14 protein-coding genes are annotated in these 18,786 nt (G+C 58.9%); 4 read left to right on the forward strand and 10 right to left on the reverse strand.

The features are described 5' to 3' along the window. Positions 1-42: 42 nt before the first annotated feature. Positions 43-2,487, forward strand: a complete 2,445-nt coding sequence (locus tag J3U87_RS18850; protein ID WP_237377329.1) for an ATP-binding protein — start codon at positions 43-45, stop codon at positions 2,485-2,487. A gap of 872 nt (positions 2,488-3,359) precedes the next feature. Further along, entirely contained in the window at positions 3,360-4,013 is a 654-nt protein-coding gene (locus J3U87_RS18855) for a response regulator (protein ID WP_237377330.1), read from the forward strand. Between the two features lie 300 nt (positions 4,014-4,313). On the opposite strand, the gene J3U87_RS18860 is transcribed toward J3U87_RS18855, so the two are convergent. Then, positions 4,314-5,801: a Ppx/GppA phosphatase family protein gene (locus J3U87_RS18860; protein ID WP_237377331.1), complete on the reverse strand. Its 1,488-nt coding sequence runs from the start codon at positions 5,799-5,801 to the stop codon at positions 4,314-4,316. A 496-nt stretch (positions 5,802-6,297) separates the two neighbouring features. Between J3U87_RS18860 and J3U87_RS18865 the strand changes: the two genes are divergently transcribed. Together J3U87_RS18865 and J3U87_RS18870 are read left to right on the forward strand one after the other, a co-directional pair. After that, entirely contained in the window at positions 6,298-6,645 is a 348-nt protein-coding gene (locus J3U87_RS18865) for a phage holin family protein (protein ID WP_237377332.1), read from the forward strand. A gap of 666 nt (positions 6,646-7,311) precedes the next feature. Beyond that, positions 7,312-8,431 (forward strand): IS3 family transposase gene (locus J3U87_RS18870; protein ID WP_420038213.1). Its coding sequence is split into 2 segments (ribosomal slippage): positions 7,312-7,601 and positions 7,600-8,431, totalling 1,122 coding nucleotides; the frame shifts between segments, so codons are not numbered across the junction. Between the two features lie 1,161 nt (positions 8,432-9,592). On the opposite strand, the gene J3U87_RS18875 is transcribed toward J3U87_RS18870, so the two are convergent. The 9 genes from J3U87_RS18875 to J3U87_RS18915 all read right to left on the reverse strand — a co-directional run bounded on the left by J3U87_RS18875 (position 9,593) and on the right by J3U87_RS18915 (position 18,406). Further along, the gene (locus J3U87_RS18875) at positions 9,593-10,753 is read right to left on the reverse strand and encodes a P-loop NTPase (protein WP_237377334.1); all 1,161 of its coding nucleotides are present in this window, start codon (positions 10,751-10,753) and stop codon (positions 9,593-9,595) included. Between the two features lie 22 nt (positions 10,754-10,775). Further along, on the reverse strand, positions 10,776-11,885 hold the full coding sequence (locus J3U87_RS18880; protein WP_237377335.1) for an Mrp/NBP35 family ATP-binding protein: 1,110 nt from the start codon (positions 11,883-11,885) through the stop codon (positions 10,776-10,778). A 173-nt stretch (positions 11,886-12,058) separates the two neighbouring features. Next, the gene (locus J3U87_RS18885; RefSeq protein ID WP_237377336.1) at positions 12,059-12,424 is read right to left on the reverse strand and encodes an iron-sulfur cluster assembly protein; all 366 of its coding nucleotides are present in this window, start codon (positions 12,422-12,424) and stop codon (positions 12,059-12,061) included. Next, entirely contained in the window at positions 12,421-12,885 is a 465-nt protein-coding gene (sufU, locus tag J3U87_RS18890) for a Fe-S cluster assembly sulfur transfer protein SufU (RefSeq protein ID WP_237377337.1), read from the reverse strand. The genes J3U87_RS18885 and sufU overlap by 4 nt, the downstream gene beginning before the upstream one ends. Further along, positions 12,885-14,138 (reverse strand): SufS family cysteine desulfurase, encoded by a 1,254-nt coding sequence (locus J3U87_RS18895; protein WP_420038214.1) that lies wholly within the window; start codon positions 14,136-14,138, stop codon positions 12,885-12,887. The genes sufU and J3U87_RS18895 overlap by 1 nt, the downstream gene beginning before the upstream one ends. Before the next feature lie 82 nt (positions 14,139-14,220). Continuing rightward, complete coding sequence (gene sufD, locus J3U87_RS18900) at positions 14,221-15,555, reverse strand: Fe-S cluster assembly protein SufD (protein ID WP_237377338.1); 1,335 nt, start codon at positions 15,553-15,555, stop codon at positions 14,221-14,223. Positions 15,556-15,591: 36 nt separating this feature from the next. Continuing rightward, complete coding sequence (gene sufC, locus J3U87_RS18905) at positions 15,592-16,353, reverse strand: Fe-S cluster assembly ATPase SufC (protein ID WP_237377339.1); 762 nt, start codon at positions 16,351-16,353, stop codon at positions 15,592-15,594. Between the two features lie 131 nt (positions 16,354-16,484). Then, a complete protein-coding gene (sufB, locus tag J3U87_RS18910) occupies positions 16,485-17,933 on the reverse strand; it encodes a Fe-S cluster assembly protein SufB (protein ID WP_237377340.1) in 1,449 nt (482 codons plus the stop codon). Continuing rightward, positions 17,930-18,406, reverse strand: coding sequence for an RrF2 family transcriptional regulator (locus J3U87_RS18915; RefSeq protein ID WP_237377341.1), 477 nt, complete (start codon positions 18,404-18,406; stop codon positions 17,930-17,932). The genes sufB and J3U87_RS18915 overlap by 4 nt, the downstream gene beginning before the upstream one ends. Positions 18,407-18,786 lie beyond the last annotated feature (380 nt).

Here is an 18,786-nt window from a genome sequence, read left to right on the forward strand (position 1 = left end):
AACTGAAACGTTCGAAACGAGCATCGTGATCAGGAGTGGTTCGTGTCTCGCAGGAATTCGCAGACCTGGTTTTGGGAGAACGTCAACGGTTTTCCGCTTTTGGTCTTCGTGCTGATTTCGGCCCTGTTGTTGGGGATCGGGAACAATCTCCAGCGGCGCGAAAGGGAAAAACGCGACCTCCGGTTGGAGCTGACCGCCGACCAGCTCGCCAGGCGCATCGAGGACGGCGTGCGTGCCCGGCTCAATTTGATTCACATGTTGCGAGAGCATTGGTTGTACGACCTGCAACACGAACCCGAGCACTTTTTCGAGATGTGCGAGGCCTACCAGCGCAAGTTCGCGGGTTTCCAAGCCATCAATTGGATTACGGTCGACGGGGTCATCGAACACGTGACGCCGATCAAGACCAATCGCCAGGCCTTGGGGTTCGACGTCAATAGCCACAAGGATGCCGGTCCCATCTTCCGCATGGCCAAACAGACTGGCACCTTTCAGATGACGCCGCCGCTGCAGTTGGTCCAAGGCGGTGTCGGCTTCGCCACCTATTTTCCGGTTTTCAAGGACGAAGAGCTGAAGGGCTTCATCAACGGGGTGTTTCGAATCAAGCCGCTGATCAGCGCCTGTTTGCGCAACGAAGCCTATCCGGAGCTCCTGTTTTCCATCAGCGAGGGTGAGATACCCCTGTTCAGCAGCCAGGCCGGCATTCCGGACTCCGTATGGGTGGTCGAGGAATCGCTGGTCATCGGCAATCGAACCTGGACCCTGTATCTGGCCCACGAGGCCCCGGCCGAGGCCGCACTGCTGACCCGTCCTGCCGGCATCCTGTTTCTGCTGGGTTGGCTGCTGGCTTTGGGGCTGGCCCTCATGTTGCGGTTGGTTCTCGTTCGCCATGCGCAGAAGCACGAGCAGGAACGCGCCATGTCGATCTTGATGGAGAACCTGCCCGGCATGGTATACCGTATTCGCAAGGATCCCAAGTGGACCATGGAATTCGTCAGTCACGGCGCACTGGAGTTGACCGGCTTCTCTGCGGAAGAATTGATGGATAGTGGCAGTGTGTCCTACATCCAACGGGTGCACCCGGATTTTCGGGATCAACTCCGCCACGCCATTCGACAGGCCCTGGAGGACCACACCGCCTACGAAGTGGTATACCAGGTCATGACGCGTGATGCCGGCTATCGCTGGGTATGGGAGCGGGGCCGCGGGGTGCCCTCGCGGCGCGGCGAGTCGTTGGCTCTCGAGGGATTCGTTTGCGATGTCAGCCAACGAATTCGGGCAGAGCAGGAAGTCATTCGACACCGCAACCAACTCGAAGAGCTGGTTGCCGAACGAACGACGGAGCTCGAGGAGTCCAACCACGAGCTGCTGCACGAGATCCATCAGCGCAAGCAGGCCGAGAGCCAGCTCCAGGTGCTGTTGCGCGACTTGGAGGCCGCCAACCGCGATTTGGCCGAATTCGCCTATGTCACGTCCCACGACCTCAAGGCGCCCCTGCGTGGCATCGCCAGCCTGGCCAAATGGCTTCGCGAAGACTACGAACAAGTCCTGGGTCGCGATGGAAAAGAGTACCTGGACGACATGGAGGCTCGGGTCCACCGTTTGTTCTCCCTCATCGAGGGCATTTTGGCCTATTCCCAGGCCGGCTCTTCGCGTCAGGAAAAGGAAGTGCTCTCGGTGAAATCGGTGGTCGAAGACGTGATTGCCGATCTCGAAGTGGAGAACGGCTGTGACATCAGCCTGAAGGGATCCTTTCCTTCGATCCTGTACGATCGGACCCAACTCTACCAGATCTTTCAAAACCTCATCGCCAACGCGGTCAAGCACGTGGACGGCAGTCGTGGCAAGGTCGACGTGTTCTGCCGCAACGTGGGCAATGATTGGGAGTTTGGCGTGAAAGACAACGGTGTCGGTATTCCTAGCCAGGATTTCGAGCGCATCTTCCACATCTTTCAAACGCTGGAGCAGGGCGACCGCAACGAGGGCTCCACTGGAATCGGTTTGGCACTGGTGAAAAAGATCGTCGAACGGAACGGTGGCCGCATTCGGGTGGCATCGGAGATGGGACAGGGCAGCGAATTCCACTTCACGGTACCCAAGCAACTGGTGGGCGGGATCACCGCTTCGCCGCGAGTGCTGATCATGGACCGCAACGCTTCCTTCGGCCTGGCCGCCATGCGAACCCTGCAACGCGAGGGTTACGATGCCGGTTTTTCCACCACATTCGATCATTCGTGGGAAATTCTCTCTATTTCCGATCGGAATTTGGACTTCCTGGTTGTGGAAGCCTACTACCTGGCCCACAACACGCAAGAGGTGGATCGGCTGTGGGAAGCCTATCCGGACCTCAAAGTGGCGGTGTGCCACACCAAGCCGGAGGAGAACTTGGGTCCCTTTCCCCGGGTCTTGGGTGAGTTGCATAAACCTTTAGAGGTAAATGAGTTTAAGGAGTTGTTCGATCTCGATCAGGAACGTTTGAAGGTTTGATGCTTCCTGATTGACTGGGTTGTTGCCTGAGATCCTGGCGGAGTGGATATAGCGAAAAAAGGGGTTTTTTAGTAAGTTGTTGTGAGGGCGGTTGTTAGAGTTTTTTTGAGTTTTTACAACCTGAATACAACCATTTCGCTTGACTTCATCTCCCGTTTCGGATACATTTAGGGGCATGGACGGGTTGCCCGGCTCACCGAAAAAGGAAGCTTTTCAACGAGCCGCAAGGTATGACTACCATCCAGAATCAGTCTGCGCGGCAAATCCCAGATCCTGCCGCTAAATGATTTTGGTTGTGGTTTTTAGTGATGTTGTTGTCTTGCGGTTGTTTGAAAGTTTTTATGGGCGGTCGGGGCGGATCCGCCGCCACGCGATGCACCACACAATGAATGGGAAGTCGGCACCGTGGCGTGAATGCCTGTCGTGTTGATTCACGTGTCCACCTCGCCGGGGTCTATCGCAAACCCGACCGGGTTTCGTCCTATGTGTGTGAAAAAAGATGGAAGGTCGAAGGCTGACCCGAAGGCCCGATTTCCGTCTACGCATTACCCAATCCCGACCTAATCAAAATTCGGGGCGGCAGGTGTACTTGTCGTCCGTCCGGTAGTCGAGCCCCGGTGAAACCCATGCCTTGGGCGTGATTCGTAGGGGTGCGCCCAAAATTCAAGTCACAAGACTTCTTGGTTAGGAATCAAGGAATTTCTGAGTGAAAGCCGGCCCAAATTCTGAGGCCAAAATCTTGTTATTTCCAATTCACCAAGAGCTTAACTTTCGGAAACATAGCATCAACGCTGACCCTGGCCGATTTGCTCGTCGCTTTGTGTTGCCACAGCTTGCAATCCAAGGGGCTCGCCGAATTTCTGGAGGAAACATTGTTAGAGAAAAAAACCATTAAAGTCGCTATCGCGGATGACTATCAATTGCTCCGCGAGGCTCTCACCCATATCCTTTCCCAATTCGAGGATATCGAGGTCGTGGGCGAAGCCGCCGATGGTCATGCCGCCCTGGACCTGGTTCGCGACAAGGATGTCGACATCCTGCTCCTGGAACCCCTCATTCCCAAGAAGGACGGGATCGACCTCACCAAGGACGTGGTCGGGCTCGACAAGAAAACCCGGGTGGTCATTCTCACCATGGACAAGACCTCCCACAATGCCTTTCGCATGTTGCGCGCCGGAGCCATGGGCTGGTTGCCCAAAACCGTGGGCGTCGAGGAAGTGCTGCAGGCGATTCGCAGTGTGGACAAGGGTAAAGTGTTCCTGCCCATGGAATTACAGCGTGTGTTCGCCGAGAAGTACGTCCGTCCGGAAAGCATCAGCAACCCCGAAGAACAGTTGTCGGATCGCGAGTTTCAGGTCATGAGATTGCTGGCCCTGGGGAATACCAACCGGGAAATCTCGAAAATGCTCTACGTGGGTGTCAAGACGGTCGATACCCATCGCGCCAACCTGCTCCGCAAGTTGGGCTTGAGGAACAATTCCGACCTGACCCGATTCGCCATTCAGAATGGATTCGTCAAGTTCTGATCCAGCTCCGGCCCATTCGGCCCTGAACGCTCCCCTTGGCGGGCAGTAGGCCGTGGAGTCTCGCCTCATTACTTGAAGAATTAGCATCGGGTTTCGGTTTGTCGAACCCCTGTCGACGAACTCGATGCTAATTCTTCAACCTTATGAGAACAGATGGCTAAGGATCTCCACGGCCTCGCTCTGGCCAGGATCGGGTATGCGCGTCGAACGCTCGAGGGAGGGGACTGCGCTGGGTTCGCTTCGTCGAGACAAAAAAGTTGGGCAAAAAGTGGCCGCCCCGGTCGTGCGGGGCGGTGCGACTCAGGCGTCGGTATTGATGCGCAGGGTGTAGCCGATGCGCTCCCAATAATTCTGTTCCAGCTCGAGGTCGTAACGGGTCAGGGGATGGTCGGCCAACCACTCGTCGGGTACATCCAACCAAATTTCGTTGGGCTCCCAATCGATCTCGATCTCGGGAATCGGCTGGTCTCGCCGTTCGCGGTTGAACAGCACGGCCAGGCGCAGGACGAACACCAAGGGCCAGTCGAATTCGTTTTCGTAGGGTAGGTTGTCGGTTTTCAGGCGTTTTCGGTGGTTGACCACCGCGAAGCTCAACAACCCCTGCTCGATTTTGGAGAAGCCGTCCATGTCCGTATTCAACAGGATGTATCCGCCGTGCTTGTGATAACCGGAATGGGCCAACACCAGGCCGATTTCGTGAAGGTCCGCGGCCCAACCGATGATTTTCTGGGCCATGTCGCGGCGGTGAATAAGGGCGTGGGCCACCTGGGGAAACCATTTGAGCGCGGTTTCTCGCACGCGCCTGGCCTGGTTCTTGTCCACCCGGTAGAAATCCATCATGCCGGACACCGACTCGACTCGCTTGTCGTCGTCCATTTCGCGGCCCAGGAAATCGTAGAGCACGCCGTCCCGCAAACTCTGGCTGGAGACCAGCATCTGCTCGATACTGAGCTCGAGGAAGATGCCGTAGAGAATGGCGAATCCGCCCGGAAACACGGGGATGCGGTCCTCGCGCAGGCCTGGCAGCAACTCGCCGCTCATTTTCTTGGCCTGGAACAGGCGATTCTTGATCAGGTTGAGGCCATCCATGGTGATGATGTTGTCGCCCGAAGTCAGGTAGGCGATCGCATTGCCGATGGCCTTGCAGGTACCCGACGCGCCGATGGCCCGCTCCCAATTGTCCCGAGAAAAGGCGTTGTGATAGCGTTCCAACTCCCGCGCCACGTGCATCAGGGCCCGTTTGAATCCCTTGCGAGTGATGGCCCCGCCGGGGAAATACTTCATGCTGAAGGTGACGCATCCCAGTTCGCGGCTTTCCATGGTGTGCGGTTCCAGGTTCTGGCCGATGACGAACTCGGTGGAACCGCCGCCGATGTCGATGACCAGGTTGCGTTTTTTCGACTTGGGCAGGTGCTGGGCCACGCCTTTGTAGATCAGGCGCGCCTCCTCGCGACCCCCGATGATGTCGACCGGCGTCTTGAGGGTTTCCTCGATTCGTTTGAGGAAGTCGTAACTGTTCTTGGAGGAGCGCAGGGCATTGGTGCCGACCACCTTGACGAGCTCCGGGGAAATGCCGCGAAGTCGTTGCTCGAACCGAGCGAGGCAGGTAAGGGCCCGTTCCTGTGCCTCTTGGGAAATGCTCCCGTCTTTTTGAAGGCCCATGCGAAGCCGCACGGGCTCGCGCAGGGAATCGATGACCGTCACTCGCCCACGCTGTACTTGCGCGATCATCATGTGAAAACTGTTGGAACCGAGATCAACGGTGGCGATGGTGCGTCGGTCGGGCATGGGTCCCCTTTTCCCCGAGAGGTTGAAAGTGCGAAAATGCGATTCTTTGCGGCTGCGCGGACCTGTGAATTTTCATGGTCCGATGCCGGGAATCTCGCTTCTCGGGTTGATGTACACAATCGAAAGGTTGTGCAAATGGAAGGGCGGGACGCTCACATTCCAGCTAAGAAGCTTACCATCTTTTCAGTCCTTTCCTCATTTCACATATGAAAAATGAGGTGTGTCATGTGGGAAGTTTCCCAGGGGTCGAGGTCGGTAAAGGGGAGGTGTTCCTCTTTGCCTCGCCCCCTCATTTGGCCGAGAGTTCCTCGGAATTCGCCTGAGGTGTAGAGGACGTCGCCGCATCCGGTAGGCGTCGGTCTCCTTTTCGAGGACCGTGCTTCCTCGTGGGGACGGGCAGGGGGAAATGGGTTAAGCTATCCCTTTCACCATGGATCGACGATACGGATCGTCGGAAAAAACACGACGCGCTCAATTCGATTTTGGAGGTTCGGATATGTCCGGTTTGATGAACATGATCCTGAGTATGTTGCTTTTGAGCGGTGTCATTTTCGGCGTGGCGCGGATCACGCCGGGCATTCACCTGAAAGGATTCGGTGCCGCCATTCAGGTGGCCGTGGTCTATAGCCTGATCGACATGCTGCTGTTCCGCGTTCTCGCGTTCTTTTCCCTGCCCTTTCTTTTGATTACCTTCGGTTTGTTCGTCTTCGTCATCAATGCGGTCATGTTGTGGCTGACCGACAAGATCCTCGATGATTTCGAGATCGAGGGCTTCGGCACCGCCATTCTGGCTTCGATCATGATCACGGTCGGAAACCTGATTTTGAAGTGGCTCCTGCTATAAGGTCTAGGGGCCAGCAAGGAGGAGGTGCCAACTCAACCAATCGAAGCAACCTAGCCTACGGTTAATCGGGATTCCCAAGAGCGAAATCGGTTCTGTCGCCGAAGTGCGTTGCCTGGTAGTTCCCGCATGCTGAGTGAGGCGTTCCCGCAGTTGGTTGGTCACGGGCGGTATGCCCGCTGGGCCGACATGTCGGAGTGATTCAGGTAACGACTTAGTGCGATGCCAAAGAGCGGAGCCAAAGGTTCCGCCAAAGGACTGCGACCGAGGAGCCCGTCCGCTCGTAAGCGACGTAAAGTCTGTAGGTTCACCAGCTTGGTGAACCAATCGAAGCGATCCAAGCATCGACAATTAATTGCGCAGAAGAGCGAAGCACAGAATTATAATGGACCCCATAATCGAGACCAGGAGCTAAGCTTCAAAAGCGTTAAGGTGGGACCTCGGGTAAACAGCGGGGCAGAGAGCCAAGGGGGAGCATAAAGCGGGCGCTCCACCATAGTGTTGGGGCCCACCCCTCGTACCCCAGGGGACACCTTGACGGCCCAGCAAGCTGCGCCATCAAGATGTCCATGGTGCGCCAGGGGTCCACCCTAACACCATGGTCGTTCGTCCGTTTATATCCCCCTCGGCCAACAGCTACTGCGGAGCCGGAGAGAGGTAAACCGAGTTTTGGCTAGGAAGCGCAACAATCACGATCCCAAGTTCAAGTCCCGGGTGGCTTTGGAAGCGATTCGCGGCATCAAAACGGTCTCGGAACTGTCAGCCCAGTACGGGGTCCACCCGACCCTGATCAACCGCTGGAAAAAGCAGGTGATCGAGTCCCTGCCGGAGGTGTTCGAGAGCGGGAAGGCTCCTCGAAAACCCGCCGGCGAATCACCGGAAATCGGCAAGCTTTACGAACAAATCGGTCGTCTCCAGGTGGAGCTCGACTGGCTCAAAAAAAAATCTGAATCCCTGCATTGAGGAGAAACGGCTGTGTATCGAACCCCATCACCGCCGGTTGAGCATTCGCCGGCAGTGCGCCTTGCTTGGGTTATCGCGAGCCTCGTACTACTACGAGCCGCGACCCGAGAGGCCCGAAAACCTGGTCTTGATGTCGGAGATCGATCGTATTTACCTGGATTTCCCCTACTTCGGCAGCCGACGCATGGCCGCCTTCCTGCGAGATCGAGGGTATGCGGTCAACCGGAAACGGATTCAACGGCTCATGCGGTTGATGGCCCTGGAGGCCGTGTATCCCAAGCCCCGCACCAGCGCGGCCAACCCGGCCCATCGCGTGTATCCTTACTTGCTGCGGGACCTGACCATCACCCATCCCAACCACGTTTGGAGCACCGACATCACCTATGTGCCGATGCGGCGAGGCTACATGTACCTGACGGCGATTATCGACTGGTACAGCCGGTACGTGGTGGCTTGGGAAATCTCCAACACGCTGGATGGAGCCTTTTGCCGCGAGGTTCTGAGACGCGCGCTGCAAAACAAGAAACCTTCGATATTCAACACCGATCAAGGCGCGCAATTCACGAGCCCGAAATTCACCGAAATCCTTCAGGAGGCAGAGGTTCAGATCAGCATGGACGGCAAGGGACGCGCACTGGACAACGTGTTTGTCGAACGATTGTGGCGTTCGGTGAAATACGAGCACATCTACCTGCACAGTTACGAAAACGGCCTGGAACTGTACCATGGGCTTCACAGGTACTTTGAACACTACAACAACGAGCGGCCACATCAATCGCTCGGCAACCAGAAACCCTCCGAGGTGTACCACGCCACCGAAGCTTAAGTTTGGCACCTTTTGGTCTAGACAACGGGGTCCACTATAAATCTCCCTCACGACCCCCAATCCGAAGTCGTAAAATCAAAGTTCCCGCATCGTGAGAGGGCCGTAAAGCCTGTAGGTTGGCCCGCTGGGCCGACATGTCGGAGCGACCCAACTACCGTTAGGGCATGATGATCAAGAGCGTAGCCGATTCCTTTCGCCGAAGGGTCACCTGTCGGAATCCTCAATTATCAAGGTTCCAGGTGAGGTATTTGGGAGGCAGATTGCTATCGACGAAGGCCCTTCCCGGGAGCCCTTGGCTTCGCTCCATGGGATCGGGAGATCTCTTGATTTGGCCCGCTTCGACATGCGGGCCCGGCGCCCTGGATGGGCCTGCCATCTAAAGCGTCGACGCCTCTCCCAAGTTGCGGGAACTGCGAGGCAACGCATTTCGGCAGAGGCCCTTCGGCGAAAGAACAGGCAGCGCTCTTGGGCTTCCTGAAAAACCGTGGGCTGGGTTGCTTGGAGGCGTCGGGCCAGCGGCCCAACCTACAGGCCTGATTTCTCTCTTTGGATGCGGGAACAACGAGGAAGGGCGCTTGGGGGTGGGCGTAAAGGGAAAGGATGGGCAGGGCTCTTTGGGATGGCGCTTCCTCGAGGGTAGCGTGGCTTGGAGGCGTCGGGCCAGCGGCCCAACCTACAGGCCTGGTTTCTCTCTTTGGATGCGGGAACAACGAGGGAGGGTGCTTCGGTGTGGGCGTATAGGGAAAGGATGGGCAGGGCTCTTTGGGATGGCGCTGCATCGAGGGTAGCGTCGCTTCGAGGCGTCGGGCCAGCGGCCCAACCTACAGGCCAGGTTTCTCTCTTTGCATGCGGGAACAACGAGGAAGGGTGCTTGGGGGTGGGTGTAAAGGGAAAGGATGGGCAGGGCTCTTTGGGATGGCGCTTCCTCGAGGGTTGCGTGGCTTCGAGGCGTCGGGCCAGCGGCCCAACCTACAGGCCTGGTTTCTCTCTTTGGATGCGGGAACAACGAGGGAGGGTGCTTGGGGGTGGGCGTTAAGGGAAAGGATGGGCAGGGCTCTTTGGGATGGCGCTTCCTCGAGGGTAGCGTCGCTTCGAGGCGTCGGGCCAGCGGCCCAACCTACTGGGCTGACGTCACCTACAACGATGCGGGAACTTCGAGGTTCAGGTTCGTAACGAGGCTTCGCGCTCTCTGGCCAGGGCCCGCAACCGGTCGAACCGGAAGATGCCCGAGTCGTGGCCGTCACTGAAATGCAACGCCAGCGCGTAGCGTCCGACGGAATGAACCTTCGCCAACGAGATATCCTGGGGGACCTGGTCGTCCAGGAGCTTTTTTTCGCCGGTGTATTCGTCCACGCACACCGCGCAGGGGCAGGATTGGCGAAGTTTGCGCACCGGCAGGACGCTGATCGAACCATCCTTGGCCCACTTGATCCCCAACTCGTCGCTGCTCACCTGCCATACCGCCGATACCGGCAACCCCTGGCCCCCCACTTCTTGCGGCGGCTGGGCCTGGCGCGCCGCGAACAGATCGGAGTTCCACGTAAAATCGAATGCCGCGATCGGTCCTTGCTCCGCCAACGCCTGCAACACCGTTTCCGCCGCCGCGCGAATCGCCTTGGCAGCCGGGGCATCGGGCTGGCGCAGCAACAGCGGGTTGCCGGCGTCGCCGGCATCGCACACGTCGCCTTCCACCGGAATTTGACCCAGTAAGGGGAGGCCCAGATCCTGTGCCAATTGGGCGCCGCCTTGGCTTCCGAAGAGCTGGACCCGGTCGTCGCAGCCATCGCATACGAAGTAACTCATGTTCTCCAGAATCCCCAACACGGGAATGCCCAGTTGCTGGAAAGCCTGCAACCCACGGCGGGTGTCGGTCACGCTCAGGTCCTGCGGCGTCGTGACGACCACCGCCCCACTCAGGGAAATCGATTGACCGATGGTCAGGATGGCGTCGCCGGTTCCGGGCGGCATGTCGAGAAAAAGGTAATCCAACTCGCCCCAGACCACCTCGTTGCAGAACTGGTGGATCACGCCGTGGACCATGGCGCCACGCCAAATGAGCGGAACCTTCTGGCCTGTCAGGTTCCCCATCGAAATGAACTTGATGCCGTGAGCCTCGATCGGGAATACCTGTTTCTTTCCCTCTGCCACGTACGTCGGCCGTGCATCGGTGCCCGCCATCAGCGCCTGGCTGGGTCCGTAGATGTCCACGTCCATCAATCCGACGCGCGCGCCCGCTTGGGCCGCGGCCACGGCCAGGTTCAAGGTGATCGTGGATTTGCCGACGCCGCCTTTGGCCGAATGGATCGCCACGATATGCTTCACGCCTGTCAATCCCGTTGCCATGTCATACCTCGATCGCGGCGGGCCCCGGAACGGCCCATCCGGCATTCAGCGAGCGTCGACCCAACTCGGCGGCCACCCGGCCGGCGAGATTCCCGAAGGCGTGCACGTAGTCGCCCTCCTTCTCGCGGATCAACACCGGAACGCCCTCGCCGCCGTCTTCGTTAATCTTGGGGTCGAGGGGAATGCGGGCCAGGAGGGGCAGACCGTATTCATCCGCCAGCTTTTGACCGCCGCCGCTTTGAAAGATGTGGTGTTCCTTGTCGCACTTGCCGCATTTGTAGTAGCTCATGTTCTCGATAAAACCCAACACGGGGACGTTCACCTGCCGAAACATTTCGATACCCTTGCGCGCATCCCGTAGCGCGGCCTCCTGGGGTGTGGTCACCACGACGCCGGCCGAAATCGGCGTTTCCTGGGTCAGGCTGAGTTGCACGTCGCCCGTGCCTGGCGGTAGATCGAGAACCAGGTAGTCCAGGTCGCCCCAAGCCACATTGAACAGGAATTGTTGGACGAACCGGTGCAGCATGGGACCGCGCATGGTGGCCGCCTGATCGCCGTCGAGCAGGAAGCCCATCGACATCACGTTCATGCCGTAGGCTTGATGGGGTGCGAAGGTTTGGTCGCCCAACGCCCGTACGGGGCGGTTGATGCCGACCAGGTCGGGAATGCTGGGACCGAAGATGTCGCAGTCCAGCAGGCCGACCCGTGCGCCGCGTCGGAGCAGGGCCAGGGCCAGGTTGATGCTGATCGTGGACTTGCCGACGCCGCCTTTGCCGCTGGTCACCGCGATGACGTTGCGAACACCCGGAATTTGGCGCTTGGCGTTGCCCGTGGGGCGAACGCGGGCGGTCATGTTGACGTCGACCCGACTGGCGCCCGCGGCCTTGACTTCTTCTTCGCACTGGGCTTTGAGCTGTTCCTTGACCGGGCAGGCCGGCGTGGTCAATTCCACGTCGAAAGCCGCCCGATCGCCTTTGATGACCAGGTTCTTCACGAACCCGAGAGAGACGATATCGCGGTTCAAGTCGGGGTCGATCACGCGAGCCAGGGCCTTCAGGACGGTCTCTCTCTCGAGGGCAGGGCGCTTTTTACGCATGAATCCAAAAAACATAGATCTTTCCTCGCTCGTGGCATCGACCGCGCTGTACGAGGCGTTCGGGTCGATGGCCTGGCACCGCGTTTCCGAACCGTTTCGGGACTCGATTCGGGTGGGGTCGGAACGCCTAGCCGGCTTTGTGAACAAAGGGCGCGCTGGAAAACACCGAAGGCGCGTCGCCCTAAGGGCTAGATCATGCCCAGTTCGAATTTGGCCTCTTCGCTCATCATTTCCGGAGTCCAGGGGGGATCCCACACGATATCCACCACGACCTGGCCGATCGACGGGATCATTTCGATGTTGCGTTGCACATCCATCGGCAATTCCTGAGCTGCGGGGCAGTTGGGCGTCGTCAACGTCATTTGGACTTCCGCCTTCACGTGCGGTTCTTCCTCGACGTCGACTCGGTAGATGAGGCCCATTTCGTAAATGTTGACCGGGATCTCGGGGTCGAAGACCTGTCGCAGCGCCTCGGTGATTTCGTGGCGCAGGGCGGCGTCACCGCCCGTGCCTGGAACCAGTTCGTCCGCGGTCTGTTGTTCGGTTTCGCTCATGACCCAACCTCCTCAGTGGTAACCATCGACTTCGATCCGGCCAATGCGGCCTCCAGGGCATGCCATGCCAATTCCGCGCATTTGATACGCGACGGAAACTGCCGTACCGCACTCAGGGAGAGCAGGTCGCCCAAGTGCGTCGCGGGCTCCTGCCCCGCCATCAAAGCCTTGAAGGCCGATGCGCATTCGAGAGCTTCCGTCTTGGCCCCGCCCTTGACGAGCTCGCTCATCATCGAGGCCGAGGCGGTGCAGATGGCGCAGGCCCGCACCTCGAGTCCGATTTCCCGAATGACCTCGTCCTCGAGCCGCAAAAACAGCGTCAATCGATCGCCGCACACCGGGTTGTCCCCTTCCGCGCGATGACTGGGGCGCTGCAGGCGGCCCAGGTTGCGCGGCCGTCGTCCGTGGTCCAAGATCAAATCTCGGTACAGGTGGCGGGGTTCTATGGTTCCGGCACACATCAGGCAAACAACCTCCGCACTTTTTCGAGGCCGCGAACGAGGGCGTCAAGGTCATCGCGATCGTTGTAGAGTGCGAGCGAGGCACGTACCGTCGCCGGAACCTGGAAGAAGTCCATCAGCGGCTGGGCGCAGTGGTGGCCGGTGCGTACGGCCACACCCTCGTGGCTCAGAATGGTGCCGATGTCGTGCGGATGGGCGACATCCATGACGAAGGAGAGCACGCCGGCCTTCTGGCTGGCGGTCCCGATGAGGCGCAATCCTGGGATTTCCTGGAGACGTCGGGTTCCGTATTCCAGCAGTTCGGCTTCGTAAGCCGCGATCCGGTCGAGCCCGACCTCTTCGAGGTACCGCATCGCCGCGGCCATGCCGATGACACCCGCGATGATGGGGGTGCCCGCTTCGAACTTGTAGGGCAGTGCATTGTAGACGGTTCTCTCGAAACTGACGGTCTTGATCATGTCGCCGCCACCCTGCCAGGGAGGCATCGCCTCGAGCAGGTGCTTCTTGCCGTACAACACGCCTACGCCGGTGGGGGCGAACATCTTGTGTCCGCTGAAAGTGTAGAAATCGCAATCGAGTGCCTGCACGTCGATGCGCAGGTGCGGGGCGGCCTGGGCACCGTCGATCACGGTTACCGCGCCCACCTCGTGGGCTTTCTCCACCATCCGGCGAACCGGGTTGATCGTGCCCAAGGCATTGGAAATATGGGCGAAAGCGACGATTTTGGTGCGAGCGCCGACCAGTGCTTCGAAAGACTCCCAAACCAGTTGGCCGTGCTCGTCGATGGGGCAGACCTTGAGGGTCGCACCGGTTTGCTCGCAGACGATCTGCCAGGGCACGATGTTGGAGTGGTGCTCCATGTAGGTGATCAGCACCTCGTCGCCCCGCTGGAGATGGGTGCGCCCATAGGACTGTGCCACCAGGTTGATGCCTTCCGTCGTGCCTCGAACGAAGATGACTTCCTCGAGGGAGCCCGCGTTGATGAAACGGCGCGATACCTCGCGACCTTCTTCGTAGGCGGTGGTCGCCTCTTCGCTCAGTGTATGAAGGCCGCGGTGAACGTTGGCGTTGTGCTCGCGGTAATACTCGTCGAGTGTGTCGATGACGACCTGGGGCTTTTGAGCCGAGGCCGCATTGTCCAGGTAGACGAGCGGATGGCCGTTCACTTCGCGACGCAGGATCGGGAAATCCTCGCGAATTCGAGCCACGTCGTAGGTCGTCCCTTTCAGGTTTTCACTGGTGATTCCGGTCATCGTCACACGCTCCATGTCACTACTTGCGGGTTGTGGTGGTTTTCGAGGCCTGGTCGAAGAGGTTCACGAGCTGCGGCTCCGCTCATTCACCCAATTGTCTGATTTTGGAAAAGCGATCCAAGAGAACCGCTTCCAGTTGCTTGCGCAAAGGTAACAGTTTCATTTGTTCGATGATTTCATGAGCGAAGGCATAGACCAGGATGTCGCGAGCGTCTCGTGGTTCGACGCCACGCGACTCAAGGTAGAACAACGCGTCCTCGGCCAGTTGGCCGGTCGTGGCGCCGTGGGCACATTTCACGTCGTCGGCGTAGATCTCCAATTGGGGTTTGGTATCGACGCGGGCGTCGTCGGAAAGCAACAAATTGCGGTTGGATTGGGAAGAATCGGTTTTCTGGGCGTCTTCACGGACGACGATGCGGCCGCCGAACACGCCGTGGGACTTGTCGTCCAAAATGCCGCGGAAGTTTTGGTGGCTGGAACAATGGGGCTGGCGATGATCGACCACGATGTCGTTGTCCAAATGTTGGTTGCCGTGACCGAGGAACAAGCCGTTGATGTGCGCTTCGGCACCGGCGCCGTTCATGGCGACGCGCACGTTGTTGCGCGCCAGCGCGGCACCCATGAGGATATTCTGCGATTCCAGGTAGCTGTCCCGATCGAGTACGGCCGCCAACGTGTGGATGTGGTGGGCGTGTTCGTTTTCGAACTCGGCGAGATAATGGGTGACCCGGGCTCCTGGCTCCACCACGAGCTCCGTGACGGCATTGGTCCAGTAGGCCGCCTCACCCGCCGCGAGGTAGGTTTCCACCACCACGCTTTCGCTGAAGGACTCGGCGACGATCAGGGTTCGCGGATGACTGACGCGCTTGGCTTGTTGGCCCGAGCTCAAGTAAAGGATGTGCAGTGGTTCGGTCAGGCGCAAATCGCGACCAATTCGAATGACGACCCCATCCTGGAGAAACGCCGTGTTGAGCGCGGTCAAAGCGTCACCATCGAACGGTGCGTATCGACCCAAATGACTTTCGACGAACTTGGGATCGCGTGCCCATTCGGCGGCGAGATGGGTGAACCGAACCGTGTCGGGCAGACCGTCCAGATTGGAGAGGTCCTGCCGGAACCGACCGTCCACCAGCACGATGCGATGGTTATTGGCCTCGTCGACGGCCCACCGATCCAGGATGGCGGGGTCGATCTCCAAATTGCCGGTGTCGGCCAGGCGATGGGGCTCGCGACTCAAAGCCCGCAAGTTGGTGAAGCGCCAGGCTTCCTGCTTGACCGTCGGGATGCCGAGTTCGGCGAAGCGTTGCAGCGCTCGCCCACGCAGTTCGTTCAGCCATGCGCCGCCGGTGGTGGCGCATGGGCTCCGGAGCTGCTGAGAGTCCTGCTGATAGGTATCCTGCAATTCAAGGGTTTCCATATGTTTTTCCGTCCTTGCCGTCTTCGTCGTGGCCGCTCAGCCGACCGTGATGTTGGCGTGTTCTTCCACCCAGGCGTAGCCCTTTTCTTCGAGCTCGAGGGCCAGCTCCTTGCCGCCCGACTTGACGATACGGCCGTTGACGAGGACGTGGATGAAGTCCGGCACGATGTGGTTGAGGAGTCGCTGGTAATGGGTGATCAGCAGGAAGGAGCGATCGACCGAACGCATGGCGTTGACCGCGTCGGAAACGATTTTCAAGGCGTCGATGTCCAGGCCGGAATCCACTTCGTCGAGAACGGCCAGGCTCGGTTCGAGTATCGCCATCTGCAACATCTCGTTGCGTTTCTTTTCGCCGCCGGAAAAGCCCTCGTTCACCGAACGCTTGAGGGACGCCATGTCGATCTTGACCTCGGCGGCCTTGGCCCGGAACAGCTTCATCATTTGGGCCGCGTCCAGTTCCTCTTCGCCGCGGTATTTGCGCTGGGCATTGAGGGCGGCGCGCAGGAACTGCATGCCGCTGACGCCGGGAATCTCGACCGGATATTGGAACGCGAGAAACAACCCCTCGCCGGCGCGCTCGTGCGGCTCCAGCTCGATCAGGTCACGGCCCTTGTAGCGAATCTCGCCTTCCGTCACCTGGAAGGATTCGCGACCGGCCAGAACCTGGGAAAGGGTGCTCTTGCCCGAACCGTTGGGGCCCATGATGCAGTGGACCTCACCCGGATTGATGGTCAGGTTGAGTCCCTTCAAAATAGTCTTGTCTTCGACACGAGCGTGTAGGTTTTTAATTTCCAGCATGTTGTTATCCTCGTTCCATGCAGGCGACCGATTGGTCGCACATTTCCGGTTTGATGGGGGAAGAAGGGGTTGCCGATGCGTATCGGCCATGTTCGCCGACCGCGTGTGGGGCGCGGTGGCGGAAACCCGCGCTAGCCGACGCTGCCCTCCAGGCTCACCGCCAGCAGTTTGGTCGCTTCGACCGCGAACTCCATCGGTAGTTCGCGGAACACATCCTTGCAGAAGCCATTGACGATCAGGGAAACCGCGTTCTCCATGTCCAAGCCGCGCTGCTGGACGTAGAAGAGCTGGTCTTCGGCGATTTTCGAGGTGGACGCCTCGTGCTCCACCAAGGAGCTGGTGTTGCGCACGTCGATGTAGGGGAAGGTGTGGGCGCCGCAGCGATCTCCGATCAGCAACGAGTCGCACTGGGTGTAGTTGCGGCTGTTTTCGGCGCCCTTCATGATCTTGACCAGGCCGCGGTAGGCGTTTTGGCCGCGGCCTGCCGAGATCCCCTTCGAAATGATCGTGCTCTTGGTGTTCTTGCCGAGGTGGATCATTTTGGTGCCGGTGTCGGCCTGTTGATAATTGTTGGTCAGCGCTACCGAGTAGAATTCACCGACGGAATTGTCGCCCTGCAGAATGCAGGAGGGGTACTTCCAGGTGACCGCGGATCCGGTTTCCACCTGGGTCCAGGAAATGTGGCTGTTGCGGCCGGCACATTTGCCCCGTTTGGTCACGAAGTTGTAGATGCCGCCGCGGCCTTCCTCGTCGCCGGGATACCAGTTCTGGACCGTGGAGTACTTGATCTTGGCGTCGTCCATCGCGACCAGTTCCACCACCGCCGCGTGCAGTTGGTTTTCGTCGCGCATGGGTGCCGTACAGCCTTCCAGGTAGCTCACGTAGCTGCCCTCTTCGGCCACGATCAGGGTGCGCTCGAATTGGCCGGTGGAGGCCTCGTTGATTCGGAAATAGGTGCTCAGCTCCATGGGGCAGCGCACGCCCTTGGGAATGTAGACGAAGGAGCCGTCGCTGAACACGGCCGAGTTCAGGGCCGCGAAGAAGTTGTCCGTTTGGGGCACCACCGAACCCAGGTATTTCTTCACAAGGTCGGGGTACTCGCGCAGGGCCTCGGAGATCGGGCAGAAAATGACGCCGGCCTTCTGCAGGGTTTCTTTGAAGGTGGTGACCACCGAAACGCTGTCGAACACCGCGTCGACGGCGACGCCGGCCAGGCGTGCGCGTTCGTGCAGCGGGATGCCGAGCTTCTCGTAGGTTTCCAACAGTTTCGGATCCACTTCTTCCAGGCTCTTGGGGCCGTCTTTCTTTTTGGGCTGGGAAAAGTAGCTGATGGACTGGTAATCGGTGGGCGTGTATTTCAATTGGGGCCAATGGTGGGGCTCTTCCATCGTCTGCCAATGGCGAAAGGCCTTCAGGCGCCACTCCGTCATCCACTCCGGCTCCTCTTTCTTCTTGGAAATCGCGCGCACGACATCCTCGTTGAGACCGGGTGGGAAGGTATCCGACTCGATATCGGTCACGAAACCGTATTTGTATTCTTTCTTGGTGAGATTCTCGATGTCGTTGGCGACGGTGGTCATACACGCACCCCTAGTCCCGCGAGCGGGAGATTGGATTCCAAGTTGGATTCAAGTGTTGTGAGATCGGCCAGGCTGATTCTTTCCAAAAAGTTTTGAAGCATCCCGTTGAGTCGCTGAATGGGATCGCTGATCGGGCAGCAGTTCATGATGGTGCAGGAGGGGCAGTCCTCCTCGTTTTCCTGATGGCCGGAATCGCTGCAAAGGGCGATGTTGACCGGGCCTTCCAAGACCTCGATGATGTGGCGAAGGCTGATGTTCTCCGGCAGGGAGACCAGCGAGTAGCCGCCGTTGGAACCGCGTCGGGAAGAAAGAATGCCGGCGCGATGGAGTTCTTTGAGAACGTTCATCAAAAGGGGAAGGGGCAGTTGGTATTCGTCGGCCAGTTGGCGAGCGCTGAGAGGTCGGTTTTCGCCTTTGCGCTCCTTGGCGAGACGGGAAAGGGCCACCAGGGCGTAATCGGTTTTGCGTGTCAAACTGAAGCTCATGAAGGGAACCGCCGCGAGGGGAATCGGTGAACCGAAAGGTGATCTCGGTGGAAATGGGACCGAATCAATCCCAATTCAGCCCTAAAATAGTACAAAATTGGTCCGAATTCAACCCTTCTCGCTGGTTTGCCTGAACATCTCTCCGTGCCGCGTTCTTTCCGGCTCCGGCCTCGTTCTCGGACAGGCGCCGAACCTGTCCGCGGCTCGCCATTCTACACGATTTGGCGCACCTCCGTCATGGGGAAAAGGCGGGTTTGGCCCCGTTTTTACCCTCTTTTTGCACGCCTTCCGCGTTTTGGGTCTTGTGGTAGACTTGGGCGAATCGACCAGCCAACGATCGCTTCGATCCGGTCACGAGGGCAAGAGTC

This window comes from Sulfidibacter corallicola (assembly GCF_017498545.1).
GTDB classification, from domain to species: Bacteria; Acidobacteriota; Holophagae; order Acanthopleuribacterales; family Acanthopleuribacteraceae; genus Sulfidibacter; species Sulfidibacter corallicola.

What these genes read in the sequence shown, in the direction of transcription:
- J3U87_RS18860 (WP_237377331.1), bottom strand. Translation starts at nt 5,801, where the DNA reads ATGCCCGACCGACGCACCATCGCCACCGTTGATCTCGGTTCCAACAGT.
- J3U87_RS18895 (WP_420038214.1), bottom strand. Translation starts at nt 14,138, where the DNA reads ATGACCGGAATCACCAGTGAAAACCTGAAAGGGACGACCTACGACGTG.
- J3U87_RS18880 (WP_237377335.1), bottom strand. Translation starts at nt 11,885, where the DNA reads ATGTTTTTTGGATTCATGCGTAAAAAGCGCCCTGCCCTCGAGAGAGAG.
- sufD (WP_237377338.1), bottom strand. Translation starts at nt 15,555, where the DNA reads ATGGAAACCCTTGAATTGCAGGATACCTATCAGCAGGACTCTCAGCAG.
- sufB (WP_237377340.1), bottom strand. Translation starts at nt 17,933, where the DNA reads ATGACCACCGTCGCCAACGACATCGAGAATCTCACCAAGAAAGAATAC.
- sufU (WP_237377337.1), bottom strand. Translation starts at nt 12,885, where the DNA reads ATGTGTGCCGGAACCATAGAACCCCGCCACCTGTACCGAGATTTGATC.
- J3U87_RS18865 (WP_237377332.1), top strand. Translation starts at nt 6,298, where the DNA reads ATGTCCGGTTTGATGAACATGATCCTGAGTATGTTGCTTTTGAGCGGT.
- J3U87_RS18885 (WP_237377336.1), bottom strand. Translation starts at nt 12,424, where the DNA reads ATGAGCGAAACCGAACAACAGACCGCGGACGAACTGGTTCCAGGCACG.
- sufC (WP_237377339.1), bottom strand. Translation starts at nt 16,353, where the DNA reads ATGCTGGAAATTAAAAACCTACACGCTCGTGTCGAAGACAAGACTATT.